Annotated in this window: 23 protein-coding genes and 2 tRNA genes; 4 read left to right on the top strand and 21 right to left on the bottom strand. The window is 65.3% G+C overall.

From position 1 onward, the window contains the following. The first annotated feature begins 240 nt into the window (after positions 1–240). Positions 241–1,485 (top strand): TetR/AcrR family transcriptional regulator, encoded by a 1,245-nt coding sequence (locus IEV87_RS03070; protein WP_188476156.1) that lies wholly within the window; start codon positions 241–243, stop codon positions 1,483–1,485. Here IEV87_RS03070 and IEV87_RS03065 read toward each other — a convergent pair whose 3' ends face one another. Next, positions 1,486–3,003 (bottom strand): flavin-containing monooxygenase, encoded by a 1,518-nt coding sequence (locus IEV87_RS03065; protein ID WP_188476155.1) that lies wholly within the window; start codon positions 3,001–3,003, stop codon positions 1,486–1,488. 191 nt (positions 3,004–3,194) lie between these two features. Here IEV87_RS03065 and IEV87_RS03060 point away from each other — a divergent pair, with 191 nt between their 5' ends. After that, positions 3,195–4,085, top strand: coding sequence for an alpha/beta fold hydrolase (locus IEV87_RS03060; RefSeq protein ID WP_188476154.1), 891 nt, complete (start codon positions 3,195–3,197; stop codon positions 4,083–4,085). A gap of 266 nt (positions 4,086–4,351) precedes the next feature. Here IEV87_RS03060 and IEV87_RS03055 read toward each other — a convergent pair whose 3' ends face one another. The 9 genes from IEV87_RS03055 to IEV87_RS03015 form a co-directional block, all read right to left on the bottom strand. After that, on the bottom strand, positions 4,352–5,212 hold the full coding sequence (locus IEV87_RS03055; RefSeq protein ID WP_188476153.1) for an acyl-CoA thioesterase: 861 nt from the start codon (positions 5,210–5,212) through the stop codon (positions 4,352–4,354). A gap of 143 nt (positions 5,213–5,355) precedes the next feature. Further along, on the bottom strand, positions 5,356–6,339 hold the full coding sequence (locus tag IEV87_RS03050; protein WP_188476152.1) for an ABC transporter ATP-binding protein: 984 nt from the start codon (positions 6,337–6,339) through the stop codon (positions 5,356–5,358). Next, complete coding sequence (locus IEV87_RS03045; RefSeq protein ID WP_188476151.1) at positions 6,336–7,322, bottom strand: ABC transporter ATP-binding protein; 987 nt, start codon at positions 7,320–7,322, stop codon at positions 6,336–6,338. The genes IEV87_RS03050 and IEV87_RS03045 overlap by 4 nt, the downstream gene beginning before the upstream one ends. 11 nt (positions 7,323–7,333) lie before the next feature. Continuing rightward, positions 7,334–8,242: an ABC transporter permease gene (locus IEV87_RS03040; RefSeq protein WP_188476150.1), complete on the bottom strand. Its 909-nt coding sequence runs from the start codon at positions 8,240–8,242 to the stop codon at positions 7,334–7,336. Then, positions 8,235–9,188 (bottom strand): ABC transporter permease, encoded by a 954-nt coding sequence (locus IEV87_RS03035; RefSeq protein ID WP_188476149.1) that lies wholly within the window; start codon positions 9,186–9,188, stop codon positions 8,235–8,237. Before IEV87_RS03035 ends, IEV87_RS03040 begins: the two co-directional genes overlap by 8 nt. An 89-nt stretch (positions 9,189–9,277) precedes the next feature. Further along, positions 9,278–10,834, bottom strand: coding sequence for an ABC transporter substrate-binding protein (locus IEV87_RS03030; RefSeq protein ID WP_188476148.1), 1,557 nt, complete (start codon positions 10,832–10,834; stop codon positions 9,278–9,280). 426 nt (positions 10,835–11,260) lie between these two features. Next, the gene (locus tag IEV87_RS03025; RefSeq protein WP_188476147.1) at positions 11,261–11,728 is read right to left on the bottom strand and encodes a DUF2948 family protein; all 468 of its coding nucleotides are present in this window, start codon (positions 11,726–11,728) and stop codon (positions 11,261–11,263) included. After that, positions 11,725–12,993, bottom strand: a complete 1,269-nt coding sequence (gene murA, locus IEV87_RS03020; protein ID WP_188476146.1) for a UDP-N-acetylglucosamine 1-carboxyvinyltransferase — start codon at positions 12,991–12,993, stop codon at positions 11,725–11,727. The genes IEV87_RS03025 and murA overlap by 4 nt, the downstream gene beginning before the upstream one ends. A gap of 34 nt (positions 12,994–13,027) precedes the next feature. Next, positions 13,028–13,210 carry a hypothetical protein gene (locus tag IEV87_RS03015; RefSeq protein WP_188476145.1) on the bottom strand — a complete coding sequence of 61 codons (183 nt, stop codon included), beginning with the start codon at positions 13,208–13,210 and terminating at the stop codon, positions 13,028–13,030. A gap of 114 nt (positions 13,211–13,324) precedes the next feature. Between IEV87_RS03015 and IEV87_RS03010 the strand changes: the two genes are divergently transcribed. Further along, positions 13,325–13,399: transfer RNA gene (locus IEV87_RS03010), tRNA-Thr, on the top strand. Positions 13,400–13,556: 157 nt separating this feature from the next. Here the strand turns inward: IEV87_RS03010 and IEV87_RS03005 are convergent. The 11 genes from IEV87_RS03005 to IEV87_RS02955 form a co-directional block, all read right to left on the bottom strand. Next, positions 13,557–14,330, bottom strand: coding sequence for a VPLPA-CTERM sorting domain-containing protein (locus tag IEV87_RS03005; RefSeq protein ID WP_188476144.1), 774 nt, complete (start codon positions 14,328–14,330; stop codon positions 13,557–13,559). A gap of 128 nt (positions 14,331–14,458) precedes the next feature. Then, positions 14,459–15,730, bottom strand: coding sequence for a cytochrome P450 (locus IEV87_RS03000; protein WP_188476143.1), 1,272 nt, complete (start codon positions 15,728–15,730; stop codon positions 14,459–14,461). A 266-nt stretch (positions 15,731–15,996) separates the two neighbouring features. Beyond that, complete coding sequence (locus IEV87_RS02995; protein WP_188476142.1) at positions 15,997–17,895, bottom strand: acyl-CoA synthetase; 1,899 nt, start codon at positions 17,893–17,895, stop codon at positions 15,997–15,999. Between the two features lie 211 nt (positions 17,896–18,106). After that, positions 18,107–18,517, bottom strand: a complete 411-nt coding sequence (gene lysM, locus IEV87_RS02990) for a peptidoglycan-binding protein LysM (protein WP_188476141.1) — start codon at positions 18,515–18,517, stop codon at positions 18,107–18,109. A 45-nt stretch (positions 18,518–18,562) separates the two neighbouring features. Then, on the bottom strand, positions 18,563–20,371 hold the full coding sequence (locus tag IEV87_RS02985) for an ABC transporter transmembrane domain-containing protein (RefSeq protein ID WP_188476140.1): 1,809 nt from the start codon (positions 20,369–20,371) through the stop codon (positions 18,563–18,565). Positions 20,372–20,692: 321 nt separating this feature from the next. Further along, entirely contained in the window at positions 20,693–21,502 is an 810-nt protein-coding gene (locus IEV87_RS02980) for an SDR family NAD(P)-dependent oxidoreductase (protein WP_188476139.1), read from the bottom strand. 126 nt (positions 21,503–21,628) lie between these two features. Further along, positions 21,629–21,702, bottom strand: a tRNA-Gly gene (locus IEV87_RS02975). A gap of 39 nt (positions 21,703–21,741) precedes the next feature. Continuing rightward, a complete protein-coding gene (locus tag IEV87_RS02970; RefSeq protein WP_188476138.1) occupies positions 21,742–22,644 on the bottom strand; it encodes an AEC family transporter in 903 nt (300 codons plus the stop codon). Positions 22,645–22,694: 50 nt separating this feature from the next. Next, complete coding sequence (locus tag IEV87_RS02965; protein ID WP_188476137.1) at positions 22,695–23,783, bottom strand: DUF475 domain-containing protein; 1,089 nt, start codon at positions 23,781–23,783, stop codon at positions 22,695–22,697. Between the two features lie 188 nt (positions 23,784–23,971). After that, complete coding sequence (locus IEV87_RS02960) at positions 23,972–24,286, bottom strand: phage holin family protein (RefSeq protein WP_188476136.1); 315 nt, start codon at positions 24,284–24,286, stop codon at positions 23,972–23,974. A 10-nt stretch (positions 24,287–24,296) separates the two neighbouring features. Continuing rightward, positions 24,297–24,635 (bottom strand): DUF883 family protein, encoded by a 339-nt coding sequence (locus IEV87_RS02955; protein WP_188476135.1) that lies wholly within the window; start codon positions 24,633–24,635, stop codon positions 24,297–24,299. A gap of 176 nt (positions 24,636–24,811) precedes the next feature. On the opposite strand from IEV87_RS02955, the gene IEV87_RS02950 reads away from it, so the two are divergent. Next, a complete protein-coding gene (locus IEV87_RS02950) occupies positions 24,812–25,432 on the top strand; it encodes a hypothetical protein (RefSeq protein ID WP_188476134.1) in 621 nt (206 codons plus the stop codon). The last annotated feature ends 42 nt before the right edge of the window (positions 25,433–25,474 follow it).

The raw sequence follows: 25,474 nt of genomic DNA, 5'->3' as shown, positions 1-25,474 counted from the left end.
GTCAAAAATGTGGCGAATTTCCGTCAGGGAAGTGTTACAAGCCCTACCCATAAGCATAGGCAAATTCTTTCCATGACCTGCCAACGCGGCGACCTTCGGGTCGCCGCTATTATTTGGGGCAGTCGCATGACCCGAACCCCTTGCAGGACAGGGCGAAACGCCCCCATATGTGCCGCCCGCCGCCGCGTCGCGGCGACCTGATCTGATGACATGCCCCCGGCCAGTTGCTATCCAGTTTCCATGACCAGCCCCGCCGCGCCCGCCCGCCTCGCCGAGGCAGAGACCTCTGTCCGGTACCGCGCCAAGCGGGACCTGATCCTCGACGCCGCCGCGCGGGTCATCAACCAGCGCGGCCTGCGGGGCCTGACCTTTGTCAGCGTGGCCGAGGCGGTGGAGATGAACACCACCTCCATCACCTACTATTTCAAACGCAAGGAACTGCTGGCCGCTGCCGCGCTCGAGCGTTCGATCCAGCACCTGACGCGCAAGATCGACACCGCCGGACAGGAACCCGACCCCGAGCGGCGCGTCGCCCGGCTGCTGCGTCTGGCGCTGGACCAGAACGCGGAGGAACGCCTTGGCACCTGCCCGCCGCTGGCCCGGCTGTCGGACATGCGCTCGCTCGACGAACCGCTCAGGTCTGAGCTTTTCGCCAGTTACATGACCGCCTTCCGAAAGGTGGTCGATTTCTTCGACGCCCCCGCCGGCGCTGCCGCGCGCGAACTCAACTGGGCGCGCACCCACGTCCTTCTCGACACGATCCACTGGAGCCGGGTCTGGCTTCAGAAATACTCCGTCGGCGACTACGACCGCGTGCACACCCGCATGATGGAACTGTTCCGCCACGGCTACGCCCCCTCCGGAAGCCGCTGGTCGCCCCTGCCTCTGACCGTGCCCGCCAGCGATACGGAGACGGAGGAGGTCAACCGCGAGACCTACCTCCGCGCCGCCACCGTGACGATCAACGAACGCGGCTATCGCGGTGCCTCGGTCGAACGGATTGCCGGGGCGCTGAACGTGTCGAAGGGATCCTTCTACCACCATCTAGACGGCAAGGACGGGCTGGTGGTCGACTGTTTCGAACGCTCCTACGACCGGATCAGCCGCACGCAGCGCAACGCCATGGCGCTGGAAGGAAGCTGGCTGGACCGGCTTGCCTCGGCCATCGCCGCCCTGACCGACGTGCAGTTCGAGGCGGGGTTCCCCCTGCTCCGCATCACCGCGCTGATGGCCCTGCCGCGCGACCTGCGCCAGCCGATCCTCGAACGCTCCGACCGTATTTCGCAGCGTTTCGCGGGCATGATGATCGACGGGATCTCCGAAGGCTCCATCCGCCCCGTCGACCCGCTCATCACCGCGCACTGCCTGATCTCTTCGCTGAACTCCGCCTTCGACTTCCGGGTCTGGGCGGACCACAGGGCCGACCGCGCGACGGCGGTGCGGCTCTACTCCAGCGCGCTTGCCAATGGCATGATCGACCGCTGACTATTCCGCCGCCAGCTCCGTCGCGTCGGGGTCCAGCTGTTCGGGCGGAAACACCACCGCCTCCCCGGTCGAGAAGCTGAGCGTACCGTCGTCGACCCGTCCGCGCTTCAACGTCTTGCGGTCCCAGAAATATTCCTGCTCATGCACCCATGGGAAGGCCGTGCCATGCTTGGGCAGCCGGTCGCGCACCCGCAGGAAATAGCCCGAGGTGAACTTGATCGCCGTCGCGATTTTGGAAAAGTCCTCCGACCCCGCGCGAGGCACGACCTGCGTCGCCCCGGTGGCGTCCATGTGTTTGAGCAATCGCATCGCGAATTCCGCCACCAGGTCGACCTTCAGCGTCCAGGAGGCATTGGTGTAGCCCGTCACGTAGATCAGGTTGGGCAGGTTGGAATACATGAACCCCTTGTAGACCAGCAGCTTGCCGGGGCTGACCGCCTGCCCGTCCACCGCATAGGCCGCCCCGCCGAGCGTTTCCAGCACAAGGCCGGTGGCGGTGATGACGATGTCCGCCTCGATCTCCGTCCCGTCGGCCATGCGCAGTCCGGTTTCGGTGAAGGTCTCGATCTCTCCGGTCACCATGGAGGCCTTGCCCTGCCGCAGCGCATGGAACATGTCGCCGTCCGGCACCACGCAGATACGTTGCTGGCCGGGCCAGTAGGGCGGCGTGAAATGCGTCTCCCAGTCCGGCACGTCCGCGGCCAGCTCCTTGCCGACATTGCCGATCAGCAGATCCTTCATCCCCTTGATGTCCCTGACGAACCGGCGCCGCCGCAGCCGGCCTTCCCAGATCACCTTCCACCGCGTGAACCAGTAGCCGAGCCGCCCCGGGAACACAGCCTTCAGCAGGTTGCCGACCCGATCCCTCGCCGGTCTGTTTACAACGTAAGTCGGGGTGCGTTGTATCTGCCAGACATGCGCTGCACGCTTCGCCAGTGTCGGCGTCAGGGTCACCGCCGTTGCCCCTGAACCGATGATGGCGATGCGCTTGCCCGCATAATCCAGCCCCTCGGGCCAGAACTGCGGGTGCACCACCTGCCCGCGATAGTCAGACAGGCCGGGAAAGTCCGGGGCATAGGCCTCCTCATGCCGGTAATATCCGGCGCAGGACAGCAGGAAGCGGGCGGTGATGCGGCGGGTCTCGCCACCGTGCTCCACCGTCAGGGTCCACATCGACGTCGCCGTCGAATAGTCCGCGCGGATCACACGATGGCCAAAGCGGATATGCGCATCGATGCCGTAGTCCCGGGCGGTCTCCTTCACGTAGGACAGGATCGCGGGCCCGTCGGCGATGGCCTTGGCATCGCGCCACGGCTTGAAGGCATAGCCCATGGTGTGCATGTCGCTGTCTGAACGGATACCGGGATAGCGAAACTGATCCCATGTTCCGCCCATACGCGGCTTGGTCTCCAGCACCGCAAAGCTCTTTTCCGGGCATTCGACCTTTAGGTAACGGGCCACGCCGATCCCCGACAGCCCCGCCCCGATGATGATGACGTCCAGATCCGGCTTGGCCATTAAGCATACCCATTATTCAAAAAACCTCCCCGTCCTATACCGGCGCCCGACCCGCCGGGTCCAGCCCGAAAATCATCCGCGCAATCCGGAACCTGCGCATTCTGGGCTTTCGCCCTTCGGGAATTCCGCATAGCGTCCATCAGCCGGAGCGCGGAGGAGCGCGCCCCGAAGCGGCGGAGGAGACGCAAAAGATGCCTACGGCACAGGTAAACGGAACCGATATCTGGTATGACGTGATCGGACCGGAGGATGGCAAACCCATTCTTCTGATTTCCGGCGTCGGCACCCAGAGTACCCGCTGGAAGGCCGATTTCGTCGACCGGCTGGTGGCGCGGGGCTACCGGACGATCAAGATGGACAACCGCGACATCGGGCTGAGCCGGAAGTACACCGACCACGGCCTGCCGGACTTCAAGCAGGTACTGGCCGACAAGGCCGCCGGAAAGACGCCCGACCTCGCCTACACGCTGTCGGACATGGCCGCCGACGGGGCCGCGCTTCTGGATCACCTCGGCATCGACAAGGCCCATATCTGCGGTTTTTCCATGGGCGGGATGATCGTGCAGCTGATGGCGATCGAACATCCGGACAAGGTGCTGTCGATGACCACCGTCATGTCGAACACCGGCAACCCGGACCTGCCCAAGGCCACCGACGCCGCAATGGCTGCCCTGACCCGGCCCCGTCCGGATGCGCTAAAGGATCGCGAAGGCTTCATCGCGTCGCGTGTCGCAACCGATCAGGTCATCGGCTCCCCGGCCTACCCGGTCCCGGAGGCAGAGCTGCGCGCCGCCGCCGAGGCTGACCTCGACCGCTCCTATCATCCCACGGGGTTCGCCCGGCAATACGCCGCGATCCTCGCCACCCGCGACCGGCGGGCGGAACTCCGGAACCTGACCATGCCGGTCTCGGTCATCCATGGCACCGACGACCCGCTCGTCCCGGTGACCGGCGGCCGCGACACCGCCGCGAACTGCCCGATCGCCGAGATGATCGAGATCGAGGGCATGGGCCACAACTTTCCGGTGGAGGTCTACGACCGGGTTCTCGACGGCATCGATCGGGCGGTGAGCCGGGCGTGAAGCGGGGCAGGCGCGCGGCTCTGAGGCCGCGCATTGCCAAAAAGCATTGCCAAAAAACGTCATCCTCGGGCATGACCCGAGGATTTCCGGCCACCCGCGCAGCTTGCATCAGTTCCTCGGGTCGGGCCCGAGGATGACGTTTTGAGACGAAGGAGCCGCCCCCCTCCCTGCCCCTTTCCCTGCAAGGGGAACCAAGCGCGAGGCCACCGTCGGGCGCGACTGGTGTCCGGGAGGGGGCCTTGGGATAGGTCGCGCGGGACGAGAGGTCAGACCAGCTTGCGCCGGGTCATTCCCTCCTGTGCCACAGTTGCCACCAGCCGTCCGTCACGGGTGAAGAACCGCGCCCGTGTCAACCCGCGCCCGCCTCCGGTCCAGGGGCTTTCCATGCAGAACAGCAGCCAGTCGTCCATCCGGAAATCGCTGTGGATCCAGATCGCGTGGTCCAGCGAGGCGACACGCATCCCCGGCGTGTGGAAAGTCACCCCATGCACCGCCAGCGCGACCCCGATCAGCCCCATGTCCGACGAATAGACCAGCGCCCCGCGATGCAGGTTCGGATCGTCCGGCATCGGGGCCTTGGTCTTGATCCAGCGGTAGGATTCCCCGGTCACCGGCGCTTCGGAAAACGGCGGCATCATCTGGCATGGACGGATTTCCACCGGCCGGTTCCAGCGCAGGAACCGCTGAAAGGACTCCGGCAGCCGGTCGCCCAGGCTTTCCGCCATCTGCTTTTCCGTCATGCAGTCCTCGGGCGCGGGGATACCGGCGGGCATCTCGGACTCGTAGGACATCCCCTCCTCCTGCACCTGAAACGACGCCGCCATGTTCAGGATCGGCTGTCCGTTCTGGATCGCGATGACCCGGCGGGTGGCAAAGGAATTGCCGTCCATGTCCCGTTCCACCCGGTAAAGCACCGGTTTGGTCGCATCGCCCGGCCGCATGAAATAAGCATGCAGGGAGTGGTTGACCTTCTCCGGCTCCACCGTGCGCACCGCCGCCATCAGCGCCTGCCCCAGCACCTGACCGCCGAACATCCGCCCCTCGCCCTGCGGGGTTTCGATCCCGCGGAAGAAGTTGTCCTCGATCCGTTCGACGGTGAGGATTTCGGTCAGGGCATCGGTGGTCATGGTCGGGTCGGTCTCTTGTTTGCTTTGCCAGATTGGTTTCGCCTGAGGCCGGGGATTGCAAGGGCTTTCTGCACCGGCGAAGGCGCGGGCCCGCACCGGAGGGTGCCTCCGGCGGGGATATTTCCGGCAAGATGAAGACAGGGTCAGGCGCTGATGCCGGCACCGTCATGGGGATGATGACAGGCGACGAACTGCCCCGGCGCCATCTCCTCCAGCGGCGGCATGGTCGCCGCGCAGGTGTCGCTGGCACGCGGGCAGCGGGTGCGGAACGGGCAGCCCGACGGGGGATTGACCGGAGAAGGAAGCTCTCCCGGGACCATGCTGACCGCGCGTGGCGGCGCGTCCGGGTCGGGTTCGGGGACGGCAGAGAGCAGCGTACGGGTGTAGGGATGGCGCGGCGCTGTATAGATCGTCTCCGCATCCGCCAGTTCGCAGAGCCGCCCGAGGTACATCACCGCCACCCGGTCCGACACATGCTTCACCACCGCAAGGTCGTGGGAAATGAAGAGCATCGTCAGGCCGAGGTCGCGTTTCAGCGTCTCGAGCAGGTTCAGCACCTGCGCCTGCACGGACACGTCGAGCGCGGAGACCGCCTCGTCACAGACCAGCAGGTCGGGTTCGAGCACCAGGGCGCGGGCGATGGAGATGCGCTGGCACTGCCCGCCCGAGAATTCGTGCGGACGGCGTTCCATCGCCTGGTCCGCGTTCAGCCCGACCTTTTCCAGCATCGCCGCGACACGTTCGTCCCGCTCCGCCCGCGTTCCGATCCCGGCGATGTCGAGCGGGGCGGAGACGATTTCCCGCACCGTCATGCGGGGGTTGAGCGACGCGATCGGGTCCTGGAAGATCATCTGGAACCGTCGCCGCGCCTTCTGCAGCGCCTGCCCGCGCAGCCCCGTCAGCGCCTGTCCGTCCAGCGTCACCTGCCCCCCGGTCGGGCGCGGCAGCTGCATCACCGCGCGCGCGGCCGAGGACTTCCCGCAGCCGGATTCCCCGACGAGCCCAAGCGTTTCGCCGCGCCGCACATGTGCGGTGAAATCGGTCACCGCATGCACCTTGCGCCCGCCGGCAAGCGGGTATTCCACCGTCAGGTTGTCGATGGCGAGGAAGGGAGTGAGATCGTTCATGCGGCGGCCTCCTGGCCGAGCGGGCGGATGCAGGCGTAACGGTGCCGGCCGGGTCCCTCCAGCGGCGGCACACCGGCGTCGCAGGCCGCGTCCGCCAGCTTGCAGCGCGGTGCGAAGGGGCAGCCGGGCGGCGGGTTGATAAGGTCGGGCGGCCGCCCCTCGATCGCGTCGAGCCTGCGGTGCGGCGGATCGGTCACGCGGGGAATGGAGGACAGCAGCGCCGCCGTGTAGGGCATCCGCGTATTGCGGAACAGGTCGCGCACCGGCGCCTGTTCGACAATCCGGCCCGCATACATCACCGCCACCTCGTCACAGCGCCCGGCCACCACGCCCATGTCATGGGTGATCAGGATCATCGCCATGTTCCGTTCGCGCACCATGCGTTGCAGAAGGTCCAGGATTTCCGCCTGCACCGTCACGTCCAGCGCCGTCGTCGGTTCGTCAGCGATCAGCAGGTCCGGGTCGCAAGCGATGGCGATTGCGATGGCGACGCGCTGGCGCATGCCCCCCGACAGCTGGTGCGGATACTGGTCGACCCGCACATCCGGCTGCGGCAGGCCGACAGCCTTCAGCAGTTCAACCGCCCGCACCCGCGCTGCGCGTTTCGGCATGCCGAGGTGGAAGGTCAGCACCTCCATGATCTGCTTGCCTATGGTCAGGACGGGATTGAGCGAGGTCATCGGATCCTGAAAGACAATCGCCATCTCCGGCCCGCGCAGGCGCCGCAGCGCCCCCTCGTCCAGCCGCGTCAGGTCCTTGCCGTTCAGCACGACGCGGCTGTCCGCGGGCACGAGCGCATTGCCCGGCAGCAGCCGCATGATCGACCGCGACAGCACCGACTTGCCGGACCCGGATTCACCGACGACGCCCAGGGTCTTACCCCGCTCGAGCGTGAAGGACACGCCGTCCACCGCCGCCAGCATCCCCCGCCCCGTGACGAAGGAGGTCTTCTGATTGCGCACGTCGAGAACGATTTCAGCCATATCGACCTCCCTCAGATCGCGCCTTCGCGGACATCCGCGAGACGGCGGCGTATCGCGTCGCCGACAAGGTTGAAGCAGAGCACCGTCAGGAACATGATGATTGTCGGGTACATGGCGATATGCGGCATGGTTTCCAGCACCTCGCGTCCTTCGGCGATGATGCCGCCCCAACTTGGCGTCGGCGCCTTGACCGACAGGCCGAGGAAGGAGAGCGCGCCTTCGATCACGATGGCGATCGGAATGTCGATCAGGATGAAGGCGATGAGCGGCCAGATGATGTTCGGGAAGATCTCCTTCCGCAGGATGCGGAAGTCGGACGCCCCCATGGCCTTGGCCGCCAGCACGAACTCCCGGCCCGAATAGTTCAGCGTCGCCGCCCGCGTGATCCGCGCCGCGGTCGGGATGAACAGCAGCCCGAGCGAGACGCAGACCATGAACAGCGATCCACCGAAGACGACGGAGAACAGCAACAGGACCACCAGCCCCGGAATGGCCAGCCAGGCGTCGATCAGGATGCCGATCACCTCGTCCGCCCATCCCCGGTAGTAGCCGGCGATCATGCCGAGGATCATGCCCAGGCCCACCCCGATGAAGGGCGCGGCGAAGCCCACGGTCAGCGACACCCGCCCGCCCCAGATGATCCGGCTCAGCATGTCGCGGCCCAGGTTGTCGGTGCCGAGCGGATGGCCTTCTACCGGCGGCGACTGGATGTAGGCCCAGTCGATTTCATCCGCCGGGGGCAGACCCCAGAAGGGCGCGAAGATGCAGGCGATGGCGACAAGGATCAGCCAGCACATCGGGATCCAGAAGAACGGCCCGAAGCTGCGCGACTTGCGGTGCAGCGCGATGGCCAGCGCGTTGCGGTCGATCTCGGGCTTGGCTTGCGCTGTGCCCCTGTTGGAGGATGAGACGTCAGCCATGGGCGCCTCCAGTACGGATCCGCGGGTCAAGCCAGGCATAGGCTATGTCCACAAGGAAGTTCGCCGTCACGAAGGCCAGTGCGAAGAAGGTCACGCAGCCCTGAATGACGATGAAGTCGCGGGTATAGACCGCATGGATCAGCAGCCGCCCGACGCCAGGAATTCCGAAAATCTGTTCGATGATGATGGTTCCGCCTAGCAGCCGCGCGACCTGCAGGCCAAGCAGCGTGATCATGGAAAAGGAGGACGGGCGCAGCGCGTGCACCAGCAGGATGCGCAGGTTGCTCATCCCCTTGGCGCGGGCGAGCGCGATGTAGTTTTCCTGAAGCACCGCGATCATCTCGACCCGGAGCGTGCGCATCAGGATGGTCCATTCGACCAGCGCCAGCGACAGCGCGGGCAGGATCATCGGGCGCAGGTTCGCCCAGAGCCCGGAAGACAGCGGTTCGTAGCCCGTCGCCGGCAGCCAGCCGAGGCCAAGCGCGAAGACGAAGATCAGCAGGATCGCAGTCATGAACGACGGCATCGAGACCGACGCGAAGGCCAGTCCGCCGATGATCCGGTCTGCCCGCCCGTTCGGTCGGAAGGCCGAGGCGATGCCCGCCGGGATCGCCATGGCGAGCGCGAGGAACTGCGCCAGGATCATCAGTTCGAAAGACACCGGAAACCGGTCGGTGATCGCATCCCAGACGTTTTCATCGCTGATGAACGACTTGCCCCAGTCTCCGGTGAACACCCCGCCGACCCATTCGGCATAGCGCACCAGCACTGGCCGTCCGAGACCCAGCTCGTCCCGGATCGCCTGCACTTCCTCTTCCGAGGAATCCATGCCCGCCATCTGGTAGGCCACGTCGCCCGGCAGCACGTTGACCAGCAGGAAGGTGATGAAGGTCACGACCCCCAGCACGATCGCCAGACGCCTCAGCCTGTAGAGTAGGTACCGCATGTCTGCTCCCCTGTCGGCGGACGGCCCCGCCTGCGCACAGGGCCCCGGCGACCCGCAGGCCGCCGGAGCCGGTCCCGGTCAGGTCCGCATCAGGACGGTTCGTCGACCCATGCGCGGGTCACGTCGACCACGCCGCGGTATGGCGGAGGAACGCCCTTCACGCGCAGCGTGGTGAAGGCGTAGTAGCGACCGCCGCCGACATATTCGATCGACCCGTCGTCGTTCATCATCGACACCATCTCGCACTGCATGTTCAGGCGGTCTTCCATGTCGGTGGCGACCCGCATCTTGTCCGCCAGCGCGTCAAGCTCCGGATTGTTGAACCCGGTCAGGTTGTAGGACGACCCGATCTTGGCGTAGGCGTAGAGTTGCGGCCCCATGTCGGCCCCGTCAGCGATCCGCCAGCCGGTGATGTCGAAATCGCCCTTGAAGGTCCGTGCCACCAGTGTCGACTGGTCGACGGGTTCAAGGTTGATCGTGATCCCCGCCGCCTTCGCGGTCTGCTGGTAGATCGAGCCGAGCTCGCGGCCCCGTTCCGTCGTGGTGTGGATCATCACGATCGGCGGCACCTCGGTCTTGCCGGTCTCCTTCAGGTATTCGGCGACATATTCCTTGGCCTTCTCGATATCGAAATGGCGGTAGTTCGCCTCGCCGCAGTCCTTCGCCGTGCCAAGCGGATGCGTGACGAAAGGCCGGGTCCCCTTCCAGGTGATCTTGTTCGCCCCGTCCTGGTTCCAGGCATGGGCCAGGGCCTTGCGCAGCGTGGCGTTCGACAGCGGTTCCCGCTTGCCGTTGAGCATGTTTGTCGCCGCCCCTGCGCCGTCGGTCGCCAAGGTCACGATGGACTTGTCCTTCTCCGCGTCGACAATGGAGGCGCCGCGGTCCGTCCAGATCACGTCCACCTCACCGGACTTGAGCGAGGCAAACCGGGTCTGCGTGTCCGGCAGGATGCGGAAGGTGATCCTGTCCAGGTTGATCTCGTCCGCGCGCCAGTAATCCGGGTTCTTCTCGACCACGATCCGGTCGCCCGAGGCCCATTCGACGAACCTGAACGGCCCGGTGCCCACGGGGCTGCGGTTCTGCGTGTCGGCGTCCACCGACTCTTTCGCCGGGATCGGCCCGGACATGGAGGTCGTTGCGAGATAGGGCAGAAGCGCCAGCCACGGATGCTTGAGGTGAAATTCCACAGTCATCGGATCCGTCGCGACCACCTTGTCGATGGAGGCGATGAAGGAACGCGATGCCGATTTCATCTCCGGATCGAGGATGCGGGTGTAATGCGCCGCGACATCCTCCGCGTCAAAGTCGGAGCCGTCGTGGAATTTGACCCCTTCACGCAACTTGAAAGTGTAGACGGTCTGATCCTCGCTCACCGTCCATTCGGTCGCCAGCCAAGGCGTCGCCTCGTTCTTTTCGTTGTCGAAGCCAAGCAGCGGTTCCTGAATCGCGCGCATCACGATCTCACCGGTCTGGCCAAGCACGCCGCCCTTCACCGTGTCGAAGCCGCGCACGTCGGTTTCGATGGCGACCGTGATCTCGCCGCCCTTTTTCGCCATGGAATGAGATTCCGCAAAGACCGCCGTACCGGCCAGCAGTGACAGCGCCGTGGCTGTCGCAAGTTTCAGAGGCAGACGAGATGTCCGCATGGTCAGTCCTCCCTTATGTTCCTCCAGCCGCTCTCCACTGCGGTTAAGGGAATACTGAGACGGATTGACCCTCCTGTGAATACCCTATCTTCAAATTTTTCAAGATCCCGCCGGGATTTAGATGCCATCGGCATACTTTCACCGGAAATTCTGCGGAACGATGTTTCGCTGTGCGGATGACGGGCGGTGGAGATTTATAATATATAAATCAATGTTTTAGGCCAAATAACACAAGCGTTCGACCACGACATTCTTAGCCCGCTTCCGCATAGCGGAAGCCCCGTCAGCGTCGCCGCGACGCAGCGCAAACCCAATGCAATCGCAGCACGTCCGTCGCATACCCGATATTGGAATCACCCCGAGACCGACAAACCCACACCTGCGACCGCGCGGGGGCGTCCGGTTCCCGGCCACGGTTTTCAGGCGTCAGTCGTGCGAAGGTCGCCGCCCCGAGGGCGCGCGATAGGGTCGGGTCACGTCGCGCAGCGACAGCTCGACCGCCTCCACCGCAATGCGGATTGCCCCGTCCCCGGCCAGCGTCAGCACCAGGTACCCGCCCGGCGCCTCGGCCCCCGCCTCAAAGCTCAGCGACAGGAGCGACAGCACGGTGTCCCGGTCGGTCCGGTCGATGCCCTGGCTGGCCACCCCCAGAACGCAGTCTACGACCAGCAGGCTCCGCACCCTCTCAGGTCCGTGCCGTTCTCCCCCGCCGTCCTCCCAGCGAAACCTGTTCAGCAGAACGGAAAACCGCCGCTTCCCCCGGTCCCAGGCCATTTCGCCGGCCCCGAATACAGCGTCCTGCACCAGCGCCGAGAGCACGCCGACATCCGCTGCGTCCTCCGCCCCGAGGTTCAGTGGTGCTTCCCGTCCGTCTTCGAACCGCGCGTCGCTCATCGTCCCGAAACCCGTTCGATGCGCGCCCCGCAGGCCATGAGCTTTTCCTCGACCCGCTCATAGCCGCGATCAAGGTGATAGACCCGGTTCACCAGAGTCTCCCCCTCAGCCGCGAGACCGGCAAGGATCAGGCTGACACTCGCCCGCAGGTCCGTCGCCATGACCGGCGCGCCCTTCAGCCGCCCCACCCCGGTCACGGTCGCGGTCCCGCCGTGCACGTCGATCTTCGCGCCCATGCGGATCAGTTCGGGCGCATGCATGAACCGGTTCTCGAAGATCTTCTCCTCAAGCACGGACACCCCGTCGGCGGTGCAGAGCAGGGCCATCATCTGCGCCTGCAGGTCGGTCGGAAAACCGGGGAACGGTTCCGTCGTGACATCGACGGCCTTCACCCGGTCGCCGCGCCTGCGGACGCTCAGCCCGGTCGGGGTCTGTGTCACCTCGACTCCGGCCTCGTCCAGCTTCTCGGCGAAGGCGGCGACCAGCTCCAGCCGCCCGCCCAGACATTCGACCTCGCCGCCGCAGATCGCGGGGGCCAGCATGTAGGTGCCCAGTTCGATCCGGTCCGTCACTACGGGATGCGTGGCCCCGCCAAGCCGGTCGACGCCCTGCACGGTGATGGTCGACGTCCCCTCACCCTCGATCTCGGCGCCCATCCGGCGCAGGCACTGGGCCAGATCGACGATCTCCGGCTCCCGCGCGGCATTCTTCAGGACGGTCGTGCCCTTCGCCAGCGTCGCCGCCATCAGCGCGTTCTCGGTCGCACCGACAGAGACGAAGGGAAATTCCACAACGCCCCCCTTCAGCCCGCCCGAGGCCTTCGCATGCACATAACCCTCGCGCAGTTCCAGCTCCGCCCCCATGGCCTCCAGCGCCTTGAGATGCAGGTCCACCGGCCGCGCGCCGATCGCGCAGCCCCCGGGCAACGACACCACCGCATGACCGAACCGCGCCAGCATCGGCCCCAGAACGAGGATCGAGGCGCGCATCTTCCGGACAATGTCATAATCCGCGGTATGGTTGTCGATCCCGTGCGACGACATGGCCAGCACCTTGCCGTCGTTCATCGCCGTCACCTCCGCCCCGAGCGATTGCAGAAGCGCGGTCATCGTCTTGATGTCCGACAACCGCGGCGCGTTGGTCAGGGTCAGCGGTTCGTCCGACAGCAGCGTCGCCGGCATCAGCGTGAGACAGGCATTCTTCGCCCCCGCAATCGGAATGGTTCCGTGAAGCGGGCCGTTGCCCGTGACGATGATCTGATCCATGCTGCCCGCCTTTCGTCCGGCTGCGCCTGTCGCGCTAGCCCTTGTTCTGCTTTGTATCGGCGTCCGAAGTCCCGCCCGTCCCCGCCCCGCCCGAGGCCCGCGCCTTCGCCTGGGACTTGCGCCGCGCCAGGTTCGCCTTCAGCGCCGCCTTGAGCCGGTCGTCCCGGCTATTCCCCGCCTTCGCCGGGGGCGTCTTGTTCGATGACTTCTCGCTCATGACACCTCTCTAGAACAGTCCGGAAAAAGCGTCCAGATTGCGCTTGCATGGCCGGTCGATTGCGTCTAATCACCCGCCACGGTCAGCGGACCCGCCCGGTCCGCCCGTCAGAGTGCTGCTGTAGCTCAGTGGTAGAGCACTCCCTTGGTAAGGGAGAGGTCGACAGTTCAATCCTGTCCAGCAGCACCATGATTTTCCCTGAAATACGGACGAAGCCATCAGCGTCCGAAGCGCTGCCCAGGCGATGTCAATCGGAATCCCCGATACGCAGCAAATTCGCACAGCGTAGACAAGAGAAACCGCGCCCGGCTCCTGCCGCGCGCGGTTGTGTTACCCTTCGACCGGGTCAGCCGCGTTTCCGCCGCCCCGTCACGGCCATGCCGCCAAGTCCGGCCAGAAGCAGCACCGCCGATGCCGGCAGCGGAACGGCCGGGAACTCGACGATACGAAGCTCTGTTGCCGTGACCTCGGCAAGGGCGAACACGTTGGCCTCCAGGGCATCGCTGAAGAAGAACGACAGATAGTTGTTGGTCGCCAACGTCGTCTCGGGGAAATCCGCCGGATCCGGTTGCGTCGCCGGCAGGCTGTCGTCGCTGAAGGCCGAGGCCGTGGGATCGTACAGGCCCAACTGGAACGCGGAAGAGTTCCCACCCGCAGGCAACCCGCCGACCGTAGGCCCGGTTACAGCAGGGAAGGTAAAGGTGTCGATGTCCGTATGTTCCACCCCGTACAGGTCCGCCGGCAGCGGCTGCGTTCCGAAAGACCCGTTGTTCTGGATCCGCAGGTAACCCGAACTTGTGAAGGTCAGGCCCGCGAAGGTGACGATCACCTCCTGCACGGCAATCGCGCGCGCGTTCGGGTTCGTGTTCCAGCGATCGGGATTGAGAGCGGGGTCGTCCTCGAAGGAGAACGTCATCCGGATCGTCTGGCCCACGAACGGATCGAAGGCGGCCTGAACCGCGGGGTCCTGATAGGTGACTGCGCTGCCTGAGGAGAAATCAAACACCTGCGAATTGGAAATCTCGATTTCGCCTTCATAGGCATAGGTCACGACCTTGGCCTTGACAGGGACGGCAGCAACGCAAAAGACGGCAACAGCCGCGCACACAAGTGGTTTCATGACAATTGCTCCTTAAGATAATACCTTGCACGCTAAGTCGGAAGCATTGACGCAGCAACACGAATTGCACATCGCGTCACTGTGTCGGAAACATTCCCGCGCCGGCGATCAACCGGGAACGACCTGACTCACACCCGACGCGGAATTCGCACCATCAGGCTCTCGTATCCCCGCACAAAAACCGAGAATGTCCGCGACGGTTCCTCGAGCACCTCGATCACCGGGAACCGCTTCAGGATCTCTTCCCAGAGGATCTGCAGTTGCATCTCCGCCACCCGGTTGCCGAAACAGCGGTGGATGCCGAAGCCGAAGGACAGGTGCGACCGCACGTTCCCGCGCGTGATGTCATAGGCGTCGGGGTCCGCGAAGTGCCGCTCGTCCCGGTTGCCCGAAACGTACCACATCGCCACCCGGTCGCCCTTCCGGATGACCTTGCCGTGCATCTTCACGTCTTCCTTCGCGGTGCGCGCCATATGCGCGAGCGGGGTCTGCCAGCGGATCGTCTCGCTCACCATGCCCGGCACCAGCGACGGGTCGGCGCGCAGCTTGGCATATTGGTCCCCGAACCGGTTCAGCGCATAGACCGACCCCGACAGCGTGTTGCGCGTCGTGTCGTTGCCACCCACGATCAGCAGGATCACGTTGCCGTAGAAGACGTGCCGCGGCATCGTCGCCGTACCCTCCCCCTGGGCAAGCATCGACACCAGGTCGAAGCCGCCGCTCTTCTCGGCCCGCTCGGTCCAGAGCCGGTCGAAGGCGGCGAAACAGGCGTCCATTTCGGCCTTCTTGTGATCCCAGCTTTCCACCGGCCCATGACCGGGAGAGTTGGTGATCATGTCCGACCAGTGGGTCAGCTGCCGCCGCTCCTCGAACGGGAAATCGAACAGCGTCGCCAGAGTCATGGCGGTGAATTCCTTCGACACTAGGTCGACCCAGTCAAAGGCTTCCCCCACCGGCAGGCTGTCGAGCAGCCGCTCCGCCCGTTCCCGCAGCAGGGCCGACAGGACCTTGAGGTTCGGGGGCTGCACCACCGGGCCGACCGCCTTGCGCTGCGGACCGTGGTCGGGCTGGTCCATGGTGATGAAGCCGACGCCATCATTCGACTGGTAGCGGTTGAACTCGATCGTCTCGGCTGTGCGCAGGGTGATCGCCTCTGCCGAGGAGAACCGCTTGTGATCCAGATCCACCGCCGCGATGTCATCGTAGCGGGTGATTGACCAGTGGGGTTCGTAATTGCCCGTCTCGCACCAGTGCACCGGATCCTCGTCCCGCAGGCGGGCAAAGAACGGCAGCTCAACATTGCGCGCGAAGAGTGAGGCGCGGGCGGCCGTGAACGTCTCCAGCGGGGCGGCCAGCGCCGCCGCCTGATCCTCGTTCAGCATTCGGATTGCGTCGTCCATCTTCAGGCCTCCCCTCCCGTGTGATTGACCCTCACGTCAACATTGGACACCCGCAGGGCGGCGGACGCAAGGGCGGAGAGGGATGCCGTGGCGCCCGGGACGGACAGGCCACCGCGTACCGGCGGGCCGCGGTTCAGGTGTTGTCGTGGCAGACAGGCTATGCAGACCGCATATCCGTTAAATGCAAGCAGCGTCCTGCCGCAAGACAATTCGCCGGACCGCGAAGACGGCCCGGCGATGTTTCGCACCTGTATCTTGATCTCGGGTCAGTCCGCCCAGACCCAGGGCCGGGTGAACTTGCCGAACAGCGACTCGATCGCCATGTCGTCGACCTCTCCGGTCTTTTTCACCTTGGCGGTCAGCCCCAGTTTCTTGTCGTCGTAGACCTCGACCACCTCGGCCTCAAGCATCGCGGACTGCAGCGCCTCGTTGTACACGCGCTGGATCGCCATCTTGCGCAGGTCCGGCTTGAAGACCTTGCCCACGGCAGTCTTGGGCAGTTCCGGAACCACCTCGATGTATTTCGGCACGGCGGCGCGTTCGTGCACATGTTCACGGGCGAAGGCGAGCAGTTCCTCCGAGGTCGCGCTCGCCCCGGAAACGAGTTCGACATAACAGCAGGGCATTTCGCCCGAATGCTGGTCCGGCTGGCCGATGGCACCGGCAAAGGCAACCGCCTCGTGACGCAGCAGCGCCTCCTCGATCTCCGCCGGGTCGATGTTGTGCCCGCCCCGGATGATGATGTCCTTGGCGCGGCCCGTGATCCAGACATAGCCGTCCGCGTCGACCCGGCCGAGGTCGCCGGTACGCAGATAGCTGCGGTTCGATCCCGGGGGCGTGTGGTAAAGATCGCGGTTCTTGTCTTCCTCGGTATAGGTGTTCCCGACATAGACGCCGGGGTTGGAAACGCAGATCTCCCCCACCTCGTCCGTCCCGCATTCCCGCAACTCGCCGGTGGTGGCGTCAAAGATCTTCACGTCCGTGTAGGGGAACGGGATCCCGACGGACCCGATCTTCTTCTCTCCGGCCAGCGGGTTGGAGGTGACGAGGCAGGTCGCCTCCGTCAGCCCGTAGCCCTCCAGGATGGTCACGCCGGTCGCCCGTTCGAACCGGTTGAACAGTTCCTGCGGCAGCGGCGCGGAGCCGGAGAAAGAGGTCTTCACCGTCGACACATCCGCATCCACCGGGCGCTGCATAAGGGCAGAGATCGCGGTCGGCACGGACACTATAAAAGAGATCTTCCACCGCTCGCACAGCTTCCAGAAGTTGTCGAACACCCCGTCTCCACGGTAGCCGGAAGGCGTCGGGAAGACGACATGCGCGCCGGACTTGATGATCGCCATGAAGATGACGTGGCAGGCAAAGACGTGGAACAGCGGCAGCGGACAGATCACGTTGTCCTTTTCCGTGTAAAGGAAGGTGTGACCGATCCACGCGTTGTAGATCATGCCGGAATAACGGTGCTGCGCCACCTTCGGCATGCCCGTCGTGCCCCCGGTATGGAAATAAGCCCCGACCCGGTCGCCGGTGCTGTCCGCGAAGGCCAGCGTCTTCGGCTGGCGGGCCAGTTCCGCGTTGAAGTTCTTCACAGCCGCGTCGTGCTGATGCGCCACCTTGGGCCGGACCAGCGGCACGATCCAGCTTTTCGGCGGGGTCAGGTAGCGGTTGAGATCGACCTCGAGCACGGTCTTCACGCCGGGCGCGAACTTCACCGCTTCGGCGGTCTTCTGCGCCACGTCGGACTGCGGGAAACCCTTGAGCGTCACCACGACCTTGGCTTTCGTCTCACGCAGGATCGACGCAATCTGCTGCGGGTCGAGCAACGGGTTTATCGGGTTCACGATGCCCGCGATCATGCCGCCAATCAGCGAAATCGCCATCTCGTTGGCATTGGGAAGGACCAGCGCCACCACGTCGCCCTCACCCACGCCAAGCGACCGGAACAGGTTCGCGCACTGGCAGACCTTGGCATAGAACTCCGCCCAGCTGAGCGTTTCGGCCTTGTCGGTCGGACCCGAAAGCAACTGGAAGGTGACCGCGTCCTCGGACGGGTATTTCTCGACCGTTGCGGCGAGCATCTCGTGTATCGTTACCGGGACCTCGCGGTCCTCGTACGGCATCTGCTGTTCAACTGCGATATTGCCTGCTACCGACACCATGTCCATGGTACGGACCTCCCTTAGCTGCTCGCCATTCCCCTGCTACAAGATGTGCGAGGATTGTTTTCAACGCAAGGATGACCATGCGTTGCCGCGCGCCCGATACAGATGAACTGTGGCGGATCTGTGTCGCACCGACCGGGGCGCCCGGCGCAAAGGAATAGGGGCGGCCATGCAGCCGCCCCTGTCCGATTGTTCCTGAAACGACTGACGCCGCTTACTTCGGAATGCGCAGCATCTGGCCAGGATAGATCTTGTCCGGATGGGTCAGCATCGGCTTGTTGGCCTCGAAGATCTCCGGGTAACGGTTTGCATTTCCGAGATGTTTCTTGGCGATGGCCGACAGGGTGTCGCCCTTTTCGACGGTGTGGAACACCGCCGCATCCGCATCCGCCTCGACCGAAGCGACGCCTTCCACATTGCCGACGGCGAGGATGATCTTTTCCTTGATCTCGTCGCTGGCGGCCGATCCGACGACAACCTTGTCGCCGTCAACCTTGATGTCGAGCCCGGCTGTATCCAGCCCCAGGCCTTCGACCTCTTTCTTCAGGTCCTCGGCCGAGGGCGCCTGATCGCCGCCGCCCTTCACCTTCTTCCCCGACTTTTTCCAGAAATTGAACAGACCCATATCTCGCTCCATCATGTTCCATTGCATGACGACCCGAGTCCGCGATCAGTTCAGATCCTGCGCAACTCCCGGACCACCGGAGGTAAACTGCAACCTCGCGAGCCGCGCGTAAAGTCCTTCCTGCGCCACCAGTTCCTCGTGCCTGCCCTCGGCGACGATCCGCCCCTGCTCCATCACCACGATGCGGTCCGCCTGCTTCACCGTGGACAGGCGGTGCGCGATGACGATGGTCGTGCGCCCCTGCGACACGCGTTCCACCGCCTGCTGCACCAGCCGTTCGCTTTCCGCGTCCAGCGCCGAGGTCGCCTCGTCCAGCAGCAGCACCGGTGCGTCGCGCAGGATCGCGCGGGCAATCGCGATGCGCTGTTTCTGCCCGCCCGACAACATCACGCCACGTTCACCAAGCGGGCTGTCATAGCCCTGCGGAAGCGCGGTGATGAAGTCGTGCGCCGCGGCGGCCCGCGCGGCCTCTTCCACCTGCGCATCCGTCGCCTCCGGCCAGCCGAAGCGGATGTTGTCCCGGGCCGAGGCCGCGAAGATCACCGGGTCCTGCGGCACCAGCGCCACCGACCGCCGGAACGCCCCGCGCTCCAGATCGCGCAGATCGGTCCCGTCCAGCCGCACCACCCCGCTTTCGGGATCGTAGAACCGCAGGATCATCTGGATTACCGTGGACTTGCCCGCGCCCGACGGCCCGACCAGCGCAAGCGTCTCCCCCGGTTTCACATGCAGGCTGACCCCGTTCAGCGCCGCCACTGCGGGGCGCGAGGGGTAGCGGAAGGTCACATCTTCGAACGCGATCTCCCCCCGCACCGGCGTCGCCAGCCGCACCGGCATGGCCGGGTCCTGTACCCGGTCCTCGACCACAAGCAGCTCTGCCAGACGCTCGGTCGCACCCGCCGCGCGCTGCAACTCTCCCCAGATTTCCGACAGCGCGGCGACCGCCCCGGCGACCATGACGGAATAGATGACGAACTGCACCAGCGCCCCGGTGCTCATGGCCCCGGCCCGCACATCATGCGCCCCGATCCAGAGCACACCGACCACACCGGAAAAGATCAGGAAGATCACGATCATCGTCATGACGGCCCGGGCCCGCGTCCGTTTCATCGCGACGTCGAAGCTGGTCTCCGTCACCCGGTCGAAGGCGTCCCGGCTCAGCCGCTCGTGCGTGAAGGCCTGCACCGTCTGCACCGACAACAGCGCCTCGGACGCATTGCCCGAGGACTGCGCGATCCAGTCCTGGTTCTCCCGGCTCAGCACTCGCAGGCGTCGGCCCAGCACGAGGATCGGCACCACGACCACCGGCACGATCAGCAGCACCAGCCCCGTCAGCTTGGCGGAGGTGAAGAGCATCAGCACCAGCCCGCCCGCGAAAATCAGCATGTTTCGCAGCGCGATCGACACCGAGGACCCGATCACCGACTGGATCAGCGTGGTATCCGTGGTGATGCGGGACAGCACCTCTCCGGTCATCGTGGTTTCGTAGAACGCCGGCGACATGCCGATCACCCGCCCGAAGACCGCCTTGCGGATGTCCGCGACGACACGCTCTCCCAGCTTCGTGACCAGCATGTAGCGCAGCCCAGTGCCAAGGGCGAGCAGGGCCGCGAACCCGATGGCGGCCGCGAAATACTGGTCCAGCAGGCCTGAGGCGTCCCCGCCGAAATTGTCCACCACCCGCCGCACCGCCAGCGGCAGCATGAGAGAGACGGAAGCCGTCACCACCAGCGCCAGCAGCGCCGCCGCCAGCATGCCCCGGTAGGGCAGGATATATGGCCAGAGTTCGGCCAGCGCCCCGACACGGCGGCTGCTCTCCCGGTCATCTCCGGTCTGGATGGGGGCGCGGGCCATGGCGGGGTCCTCGGGTTTCGGGTCTCGCCGGGGTCGGCCAGTTCTACATGGCTTGCTACATGGCGGGACCGCAGGCTCCGGTCAACCCGACGCCGGGCGGCGGGGTGTCGCGGCGGCGGCTTGGTCAGTCGCCGGCCCGATTAGAGCCGCGTCCGCCGCCATCGCGAGCCCCCATCGCCATCGCGAACCGTCATCGCCATCGCGATCAGTCATCCTCGGACTTGATCCGAGGATCTCCGGCCGCCTTGCGCCCAGATCAACGAGATCCTCGGATCAAGTCCGAGGATGACAAGGAGTGGGCGAAGGGACCAGCGCTCCCCCCTACTCCCGATGCCGCCCCGCCGTTGTGCCCGCATCAACCGGCAGCACCGCCCCGGTAATCCAGCGCGCCGCGTCGGACGCGAGAAACGCCACCGCGTTGCCAACATCCCAGCCCGACCCTTCGACCTGAAGCAGCGACCGCTTCCGCCGGGCCTCCCGCGCCGCGTCGTCCATGCCCCGCGTATACACCATCGGCGTGTAGACCATGCCCGGGCAGATGCAGTTCACCCGCACGCCGTCGCGCCCGTGATGCGTGGCCATCGCCCGCGTCATCTGCACCACCGCGCCCTTGGACGTGGGGTAAAGCAGCTTCGGATGCCCGCCGATCAGCCCCGCGACGGACGCTATATTCACGATAGACCCGGCCCCCTTTTCGATCATCACCGGCAGGCAGGCCCGCGCCATCAGCACCATGGACGACACGTTGACCGCCATGGCCGCGTCCCAGGCCTCCATGTCCACGTCCAGCGCGGTGCCGTCCGGCCCGCCGATGCCGACGTTGTTCACGAGGATGTCCGGCGCGCCGAAGGCCTCCGCGATCTCGCCCACGACCGCCTTGCAGGCCGCCGCCTCGGTCACGTCGCAGAGCCAGCTTCGCGCCGTCCCCCCCTCCTCCGCGATCATCGCCGCCGTCGCCTCGACCCACTCCCGGTTGGTGTCGATCAGCGCAACCTTGGCCCCGTGCCGCGCCAGCAGAACGGACGCCGCGCGCCCGTTGCCGATCCCGTCGGCCCGGCTGCCCGCGCCGGTCACCACGGCCACCTTGCCCGCGACCGAAAAGGCCGAGGGCACATCTGTCTGATTGGTCATCTCATATCCTCCCAAAGGCCCCTCCTCATGAGGCCACCGCGGAGTCAGTTTATTGACCGGACAGTAGAATCCAAGGTGCAAAATGACGCCACCCAAACGGCAGACTTTGGACACTGTCAGGAAATCTGGAGCGGGTAGTGGGAATCGAACCCACACGACTAGCTTGGAAGGCTAGGGCGCTACCATTACACCATACCCGCTTCGCAGTCCGGATCGTATTCCACAAGGCCCCGCCCGGGTCAAGCGCCCCCCAGCACCATCAGCCACAGCGGCAGCGTCACGCAGCCGAGAAAGGTGGTCTGGGCGATCACCGTGGCCGAGGCCTCCCGGTCCGCACCGAAGACCGAGGCGAGCACATGCGCGGCAGAGGCTGAAGGCAGCGCGGCAAAGATCACCAGCACCGTCGCATGCGCGCGGTCGAGGCCAAGAAGCCAGGTTACGGCGAAGGTCGCCGCCGGCAGGATCACCAGCTTGATGACGTTAATCGAGAGCTTGAACAGGTCGAGTCGTGCCAGGGCTTCGAACCGAAGCACCGCGCCGATGGACAACATCGCCACCGGCAGCGCGGCCTGGGACAGCCGCTCCACCGGGGCCAGCACGATGTCGGGAAATTCGACGCCAAGGATCGACAGGGTCAGCCCGGAGAGCGACGCAAGAAAGAACGGGTTCAACCCGATCTGCTTCAGCGTGTGGCCGAAAGACATGGCATTGCCCCGCGACAGCCCCGCCACCGCCAGCACGTTCGCCACCGGCACCGCCAGCCCTATGGCGATGGAGAGCAGCGCGCGGTATTCCGGCGGAAACCCCTGTATCGCGACGAAGCCGAGCGCCGTGTTGAACCGCCAGGCGCATTGCCACATGCCCGCGAAGTCGAGGAACTTCTCCGGGCCCAGAGGCCGCGCGAGCCACGCCAGCGACAGGCCAAGCCCCATGATCGCCCAGACCGCAGGTCCGATCAGCAGCAGGTCCGCGGCTGAGGGTGTCCGCCCGAGGGTCGCGAGGAAAATCAGCGCCGGGAACAGCAGCAGGTAGTTCAGCCGGTCAATCCCCTGCCACGCCGCCGGGCTCAGTGCCCCGCGCAGGGCCGCGCCCAGGGCGATGAGCGCGAAATCCGGCAGCAGGGACAGAAGGATGGGTGACATGCGGGCGCTCCGTAAGGTGCGCCCGTCTTGTCCACGTCATGCGGGAAGGTTCAAGCCCCCTCCCCCGCACACCCGTTCTTCCGGTTCCACCTGACCGAGGACCAGAGCGACACGCCGATCAGAGCGGCACCGCCGAGGCCGGTGATGACCTCCGGAATATGCACGAAGCTCTGCGCATACATCACCACCGACAGCACGATGATCGCGTAGAACGCCCCGTGTTCCAGGAAGCGATACTGCGCCAGCGTGCCCTGCTCCACCAACATGATCGTCATCGACCGCACGTACATCGCGCCGATCCCGAGGCCGATGGCGATCACGAAGAGGTTCTGGCTGAGAGCGAAGGCCCCGATCACTCCGTCGAAGGAGAAGGAGGCATCCAGCACCTCGAGATACAGGAAGGCGCCGAGCCCCCCCTGCGCCCCGGCGGCCATGACCGCGCGCCGGTCCAGCACACCGCCCAGAACCTCGACAAGAAGGAAGGTCAGCAGTCCCCAGATCGACGCCTTGAGGAAGGTCCGCGCCGCCACGTCGTCATGCAGGGTGGTAAAGCCGAGCACGATCAGCAGCACCACCGCCACCTCGATCCCCCGGACACCGGCATAGCTGGACATGGTTCTCTCAAGCCACTGAACCCAGTGGATATCCTTTTCGCCATCGAAAAAGAACCCGAGGCCCACCATCATCAGGAAGGTGCCGCCGAAGGCGGCGATCGACAGATGCGCGTCATGCATGATCGCGGCATACTGCTCGGGCTCGGACGCGGCGAGAACCAGTGCCTCAACCGGAGAGATCTGGGCCGCCACGACGACGATCAGCAGCGGGAAGATGATGCGCATCCCGAAGACCGCGATCAGGATTCCCCAGGTCAGGAATCGCCGCTGCCAGACCGGAGACATGGTCTTAAGCTTGTTGGCGTTGACGATGGCGTTGTCGAAGGAGAGGCTGATTTCAAGCACCGCAAGAACGGTGCAGATGAAGAAGATGGTCGCCGCGCCCTCTATCGTGCCGGCCTGCTGCCAGCCGAGCAGCGCGCCGAGGGCGAGGCCCAGCACCGTCACGGCGAACGCCCATCTGAAATATCGCATCGCGGACCTCTGGGATCCCGTCCGGGATCCGCCGCGCGCTGTGTCTGACATGATTACGTACTGCTGTGCGGCTCGTCTCGGTCTGGTGCCGACATCACGACTGCGCCGCAGCAGTCGTCAGAGGGGCCCGGTCACCTGTTGAGGCGCGGATTCGCTCCGCGCCCCCAATATCTGTTGCGCCGTGCCATAGGTCAATGGCGACACCGGAGGCGGCGCCGTCCCAGTCCCGAAAGGTCGACCTAACGGTTGCCGCGCATGGAGGATCGCGTCGCGACCCCTGCCCCGAAGCCCTGCGCGAAGGCCGCGCTCAGACCGCTGGCGGTGATTCCGGGCGCGGGCGCGTGAGGGACCCTTCTGGTTCCGACAGCCATGACCACCGCCCCTGCACCGACATACCCGAAACCGATGACCAGCGCGGCGAACTGCGCGCCGCGGGCTTCGGACAGGATCAGCCAGGCGGCTGCGGTCAGGAAGCCGACCCCCACCACCATCAGAAGCGCGCCGCCCAGGCCAAAGCCCGCGCGGCGCAGCGACAGTTTCAGCGAATGCAGCATAGGCACCCCCTCAGCGGCGGCTGGACAGCAGCCCCAGGACAAAGCCGATCCCGGCGGCAAGGCCCACTGCGGCGGCGGGGTTGTCACGGACGGCGGTTTCGGCCTGCGCGTAACCGGTGCGCAGCTGCGCCTCGGCGTCCTGACGCAGGTGATCGGCCCGCAGGCGAAGGTCTTCCGCTGTGCGGGTCGCGGCGGCCTTGGCCTGTTCGCCCTGCGCGCGGCCGAAGTCACCCATGGTGCGGGTAAGCTTGGCCACATCGGCCTGAAGCACGGCAATCTGTTCGCGCAGATCGTCAGAGGTGGGCTTGGTTGCGGCTGTGGAGCCGTTGGCGGTTTCGGTGCGTGCCATGAGCTGTCTCCTTGTCGTTGCCAGCTGTTGTTTCCTGATGTCGCCGTATCAACGCCACCCCCGATGAAATGTTCCCGCGGGCGACCCTGTGTACAGGATTCACCGCAAACCCGGCACAGTTCCGCCGCAATTGTTTTGCATAAAATTTTCCCATGAATGAAAGGAAGACAGCCGACATGCCCACCAAGATCCGCCTTCCCGGTTTCCGTAGCGGTCTTCTCTGCGCGGTTGTCGCAGCATCCCTGATCGGCGGCAGCGCGACACCGTCCCGCGCCGACCTGGGCGATCTGCTGGGGTGTATTCTGGGCTGCAGCAGCGGCAGCGGAAGCTCCGGCTCCACCGTGCCGCCGACCGGCATCATTCACGTCGTCTATATTGCCGGGGATGTCTATTTCCCGCGCGAGGTCCGCGTGAAGCCCGGCGACGAGGTGAAGTTCTACAATCTCACCAGCAGCGGCCACAAGGTGCGCGCATCCGACAGTTCGTGGTCCAGCGGGACGCTCTACAAGAACCAGTCGTGGTCGCTTGTCGTGCAATCCAACACCAAGCTGTCGTTCCAGAAATCCTCGTTCTTCTCGTCCATGTCCGGACAGATCATCATCGGCAACCCGCCGTCCGCTTTCGATTTCGGCGACCTGGTCGACTATGCCGGCAATGTGGTCGGCAAGGACGGCGTGGTGGTTAAGACGGCGGACGGGCTGGGCTACACCCTCGCCAGCCTTGGCGGAACCGTTCGCACCGTCGGCGACGGGCTGACCAAGGGGCTGACCACGACGCTTGGGCTCGGCAACAACTGAAGCCTTGGCGCGGCGCCCCGGTTCGCCGCGCATCACCGACCT

The sequence above is a fragment of the Primorskyibacter flagellatus genome (genome assembly GCF_014638275.1).
Lineage (GTDB): Bacteria > Pseudomonadota > Alphaproteobacteria > Rhodobacterales > Rhodobacteraceae > Pseudooceanicola > Pseudooceanicola flagellatus_A.
Note: the sequence above shows the minus strand (reverse complement) of the source record. Positions and strands in the feature narration are given on the sequence as shown.

Bases quoted from the DNA above. Each gene is read 5' to 3' on its own strand.
- IEV87_RS03070 (WP_188476156.1), top strand. From the start codon at position 241: ATGACCAGCCCCGCCGCGCCCGCCCGCCTCGCCGAGGCAGAGACCTCT.
- IEV87_RS03065 (WP_188476155.1), bottom strand. From the start codon at position 3,003: ATGGCCAAGCCGGATCTGGACGTCATCATCATCGGGGCGGGGCTGTCG.
- IEV87_RS03060 (WP_188476154.1), top strand. From the start codon at position 3,195: ATGCCTACGGCACAGGTAAACGGAACCGATATCTGGTATGACGTGATC.
- IEV87_RS03055 (WP_188476153.1), bottom strand. From the start codon at position 5,212: ATGACCACCGATGCCCTGACCGAAATCCTCACCGTCGAACGGATCGAG.
- IEV87_RS03050 (WP_188476152.1), bottom strand. From the start codon at position 6,339: ATGAACGATCTCACTCCCTTCCTCGCCATCGACAACCTGACGGTGGAA.
- IEV87_RS03045 (WP_188476151.1), bottom strand. From the start codon at position 7,322: ATGGCTGAAATCGTTCTCGACGTGCGCAATCAGAAGACCTCCTTCGTC.
- IEV87_RS03040 (WP_188476150.1), bottom strand. From the start codon at position 8,242: ATGGCTGACGTCTCATCCTCCAACAGGGGCACAGCGCAAGCCAAGCCC.
- IEV87_RS03035 (WP_188476149.1), bottom strand. From the start codon at position 9,188: ATGCGGTACCTACTCTACAGGCTGAGGCGTCTGGCGATCGTGCTGGGG.
- IEV87_RS03030 (WP_188476148.1), bottom strand. From the start codon at position 10,834: ATGCGGACATCTCGTCTGCCTCTGAAACTTGCGACAGCCACGGCGCTG.
- IEV87_RS03025 (WP_188476147.1), bottom strand. From the start codon at position 11,728: ATGAGCGACGCGCGGTTCGAAGACGGACGGGAAGCACCACTGAACCTC.
- murA (WP_188476146.1), bottom strand. From the start codon at position 12,993: ATGGATCAGATCATCGTCACGGGCAACGGCCCGCTTCACGGAACCATT.
- IEV87_RS03015 (WP_188476145.1), bottom strand. From the start codon at position 13,210: ATGAGCGAGAAGTCATCGAACAAGACGCCCCCGGCGAAGGCGGGGAAT.
- IEV87_RS03005 (WP_188476144.1), bottom strand. From the start codon at position 14,330: ATGAAACCACTTGTGTGCGCGGCTGTTGCCGTCTTTTGCGTTGCTGCC.
- IEV87_RS03000 (WP_188476143.1), bottom strand. From the start codon at position 15,730: ATGGACGACGCAATCCGAATGCTGAACGAGGATCAGGCGGCGGCGCTG.
- IEV87_RS02995 (WP_188476142.1), bottom strand. From the start codon at position 17,895: ATGGACATGGTGTCGGTAGCAGGCAATATCGCAGTTGAACAGCAGATG.
- lysM (WP_188476141.1), bottom strand. From the start codon at position 18,517: ATGGGTCTGTTCAATTTCTGGAAAAAGTCGGGGAAGAAGGTGAAGGGC.
- IEV87_RS02985 (WP_188476140.1), bottom strand. From the start codon at position 20,371: ATGGCCCGCGCCCCCATCCAGACCGGAGATGACCGGGAGAGCAGCCGC.
- IEV87_RS02980 (WP_188476139.1), bottom strand. From the start codon at position 21,502: ATGACCAATCAGACAGATGTGCCCTCGGCCTTTTCGGTCGCGGGCAAG.
- IEV87_RS02970 (WP_188476138.1), bottom strand. From the start codon at position 22,644: ATGTCACCCATCCTTCTGTCCCTGCTGCCGGATTTCGCGCTCATCGCC.
- IEV87_RS02965 (WP_188476137.1), bottom strand. From the start codon at position 23,783: ATGTCAGACACAGCGCGCGGCGGATCCCGGACGGGATCCCAGAGGTCC.
- IEV87_RS02960 (WP_188476136.1), bottom strand. From the start codon at position 24,286: ATGCTGCATTCGCTGAAACTGTCGCTGCGCCGCGCGGGCTTTGGCCTG.
- IEV87_RS02955 (WP_188476135.1), bottom strand. From the start codon at position 24,635: ATGGCACGCACCGAAACCGCCAACGGCTCCACAGCCGCAACCAAGCCC.
- IEV87_RS02950 (WP_188476134.1), top strand. From the start codon at position 24,812: ATGCCCACCAAGATCCGCCTTCCCGGTTTCCGTAGCGGTCTTCTCTGC.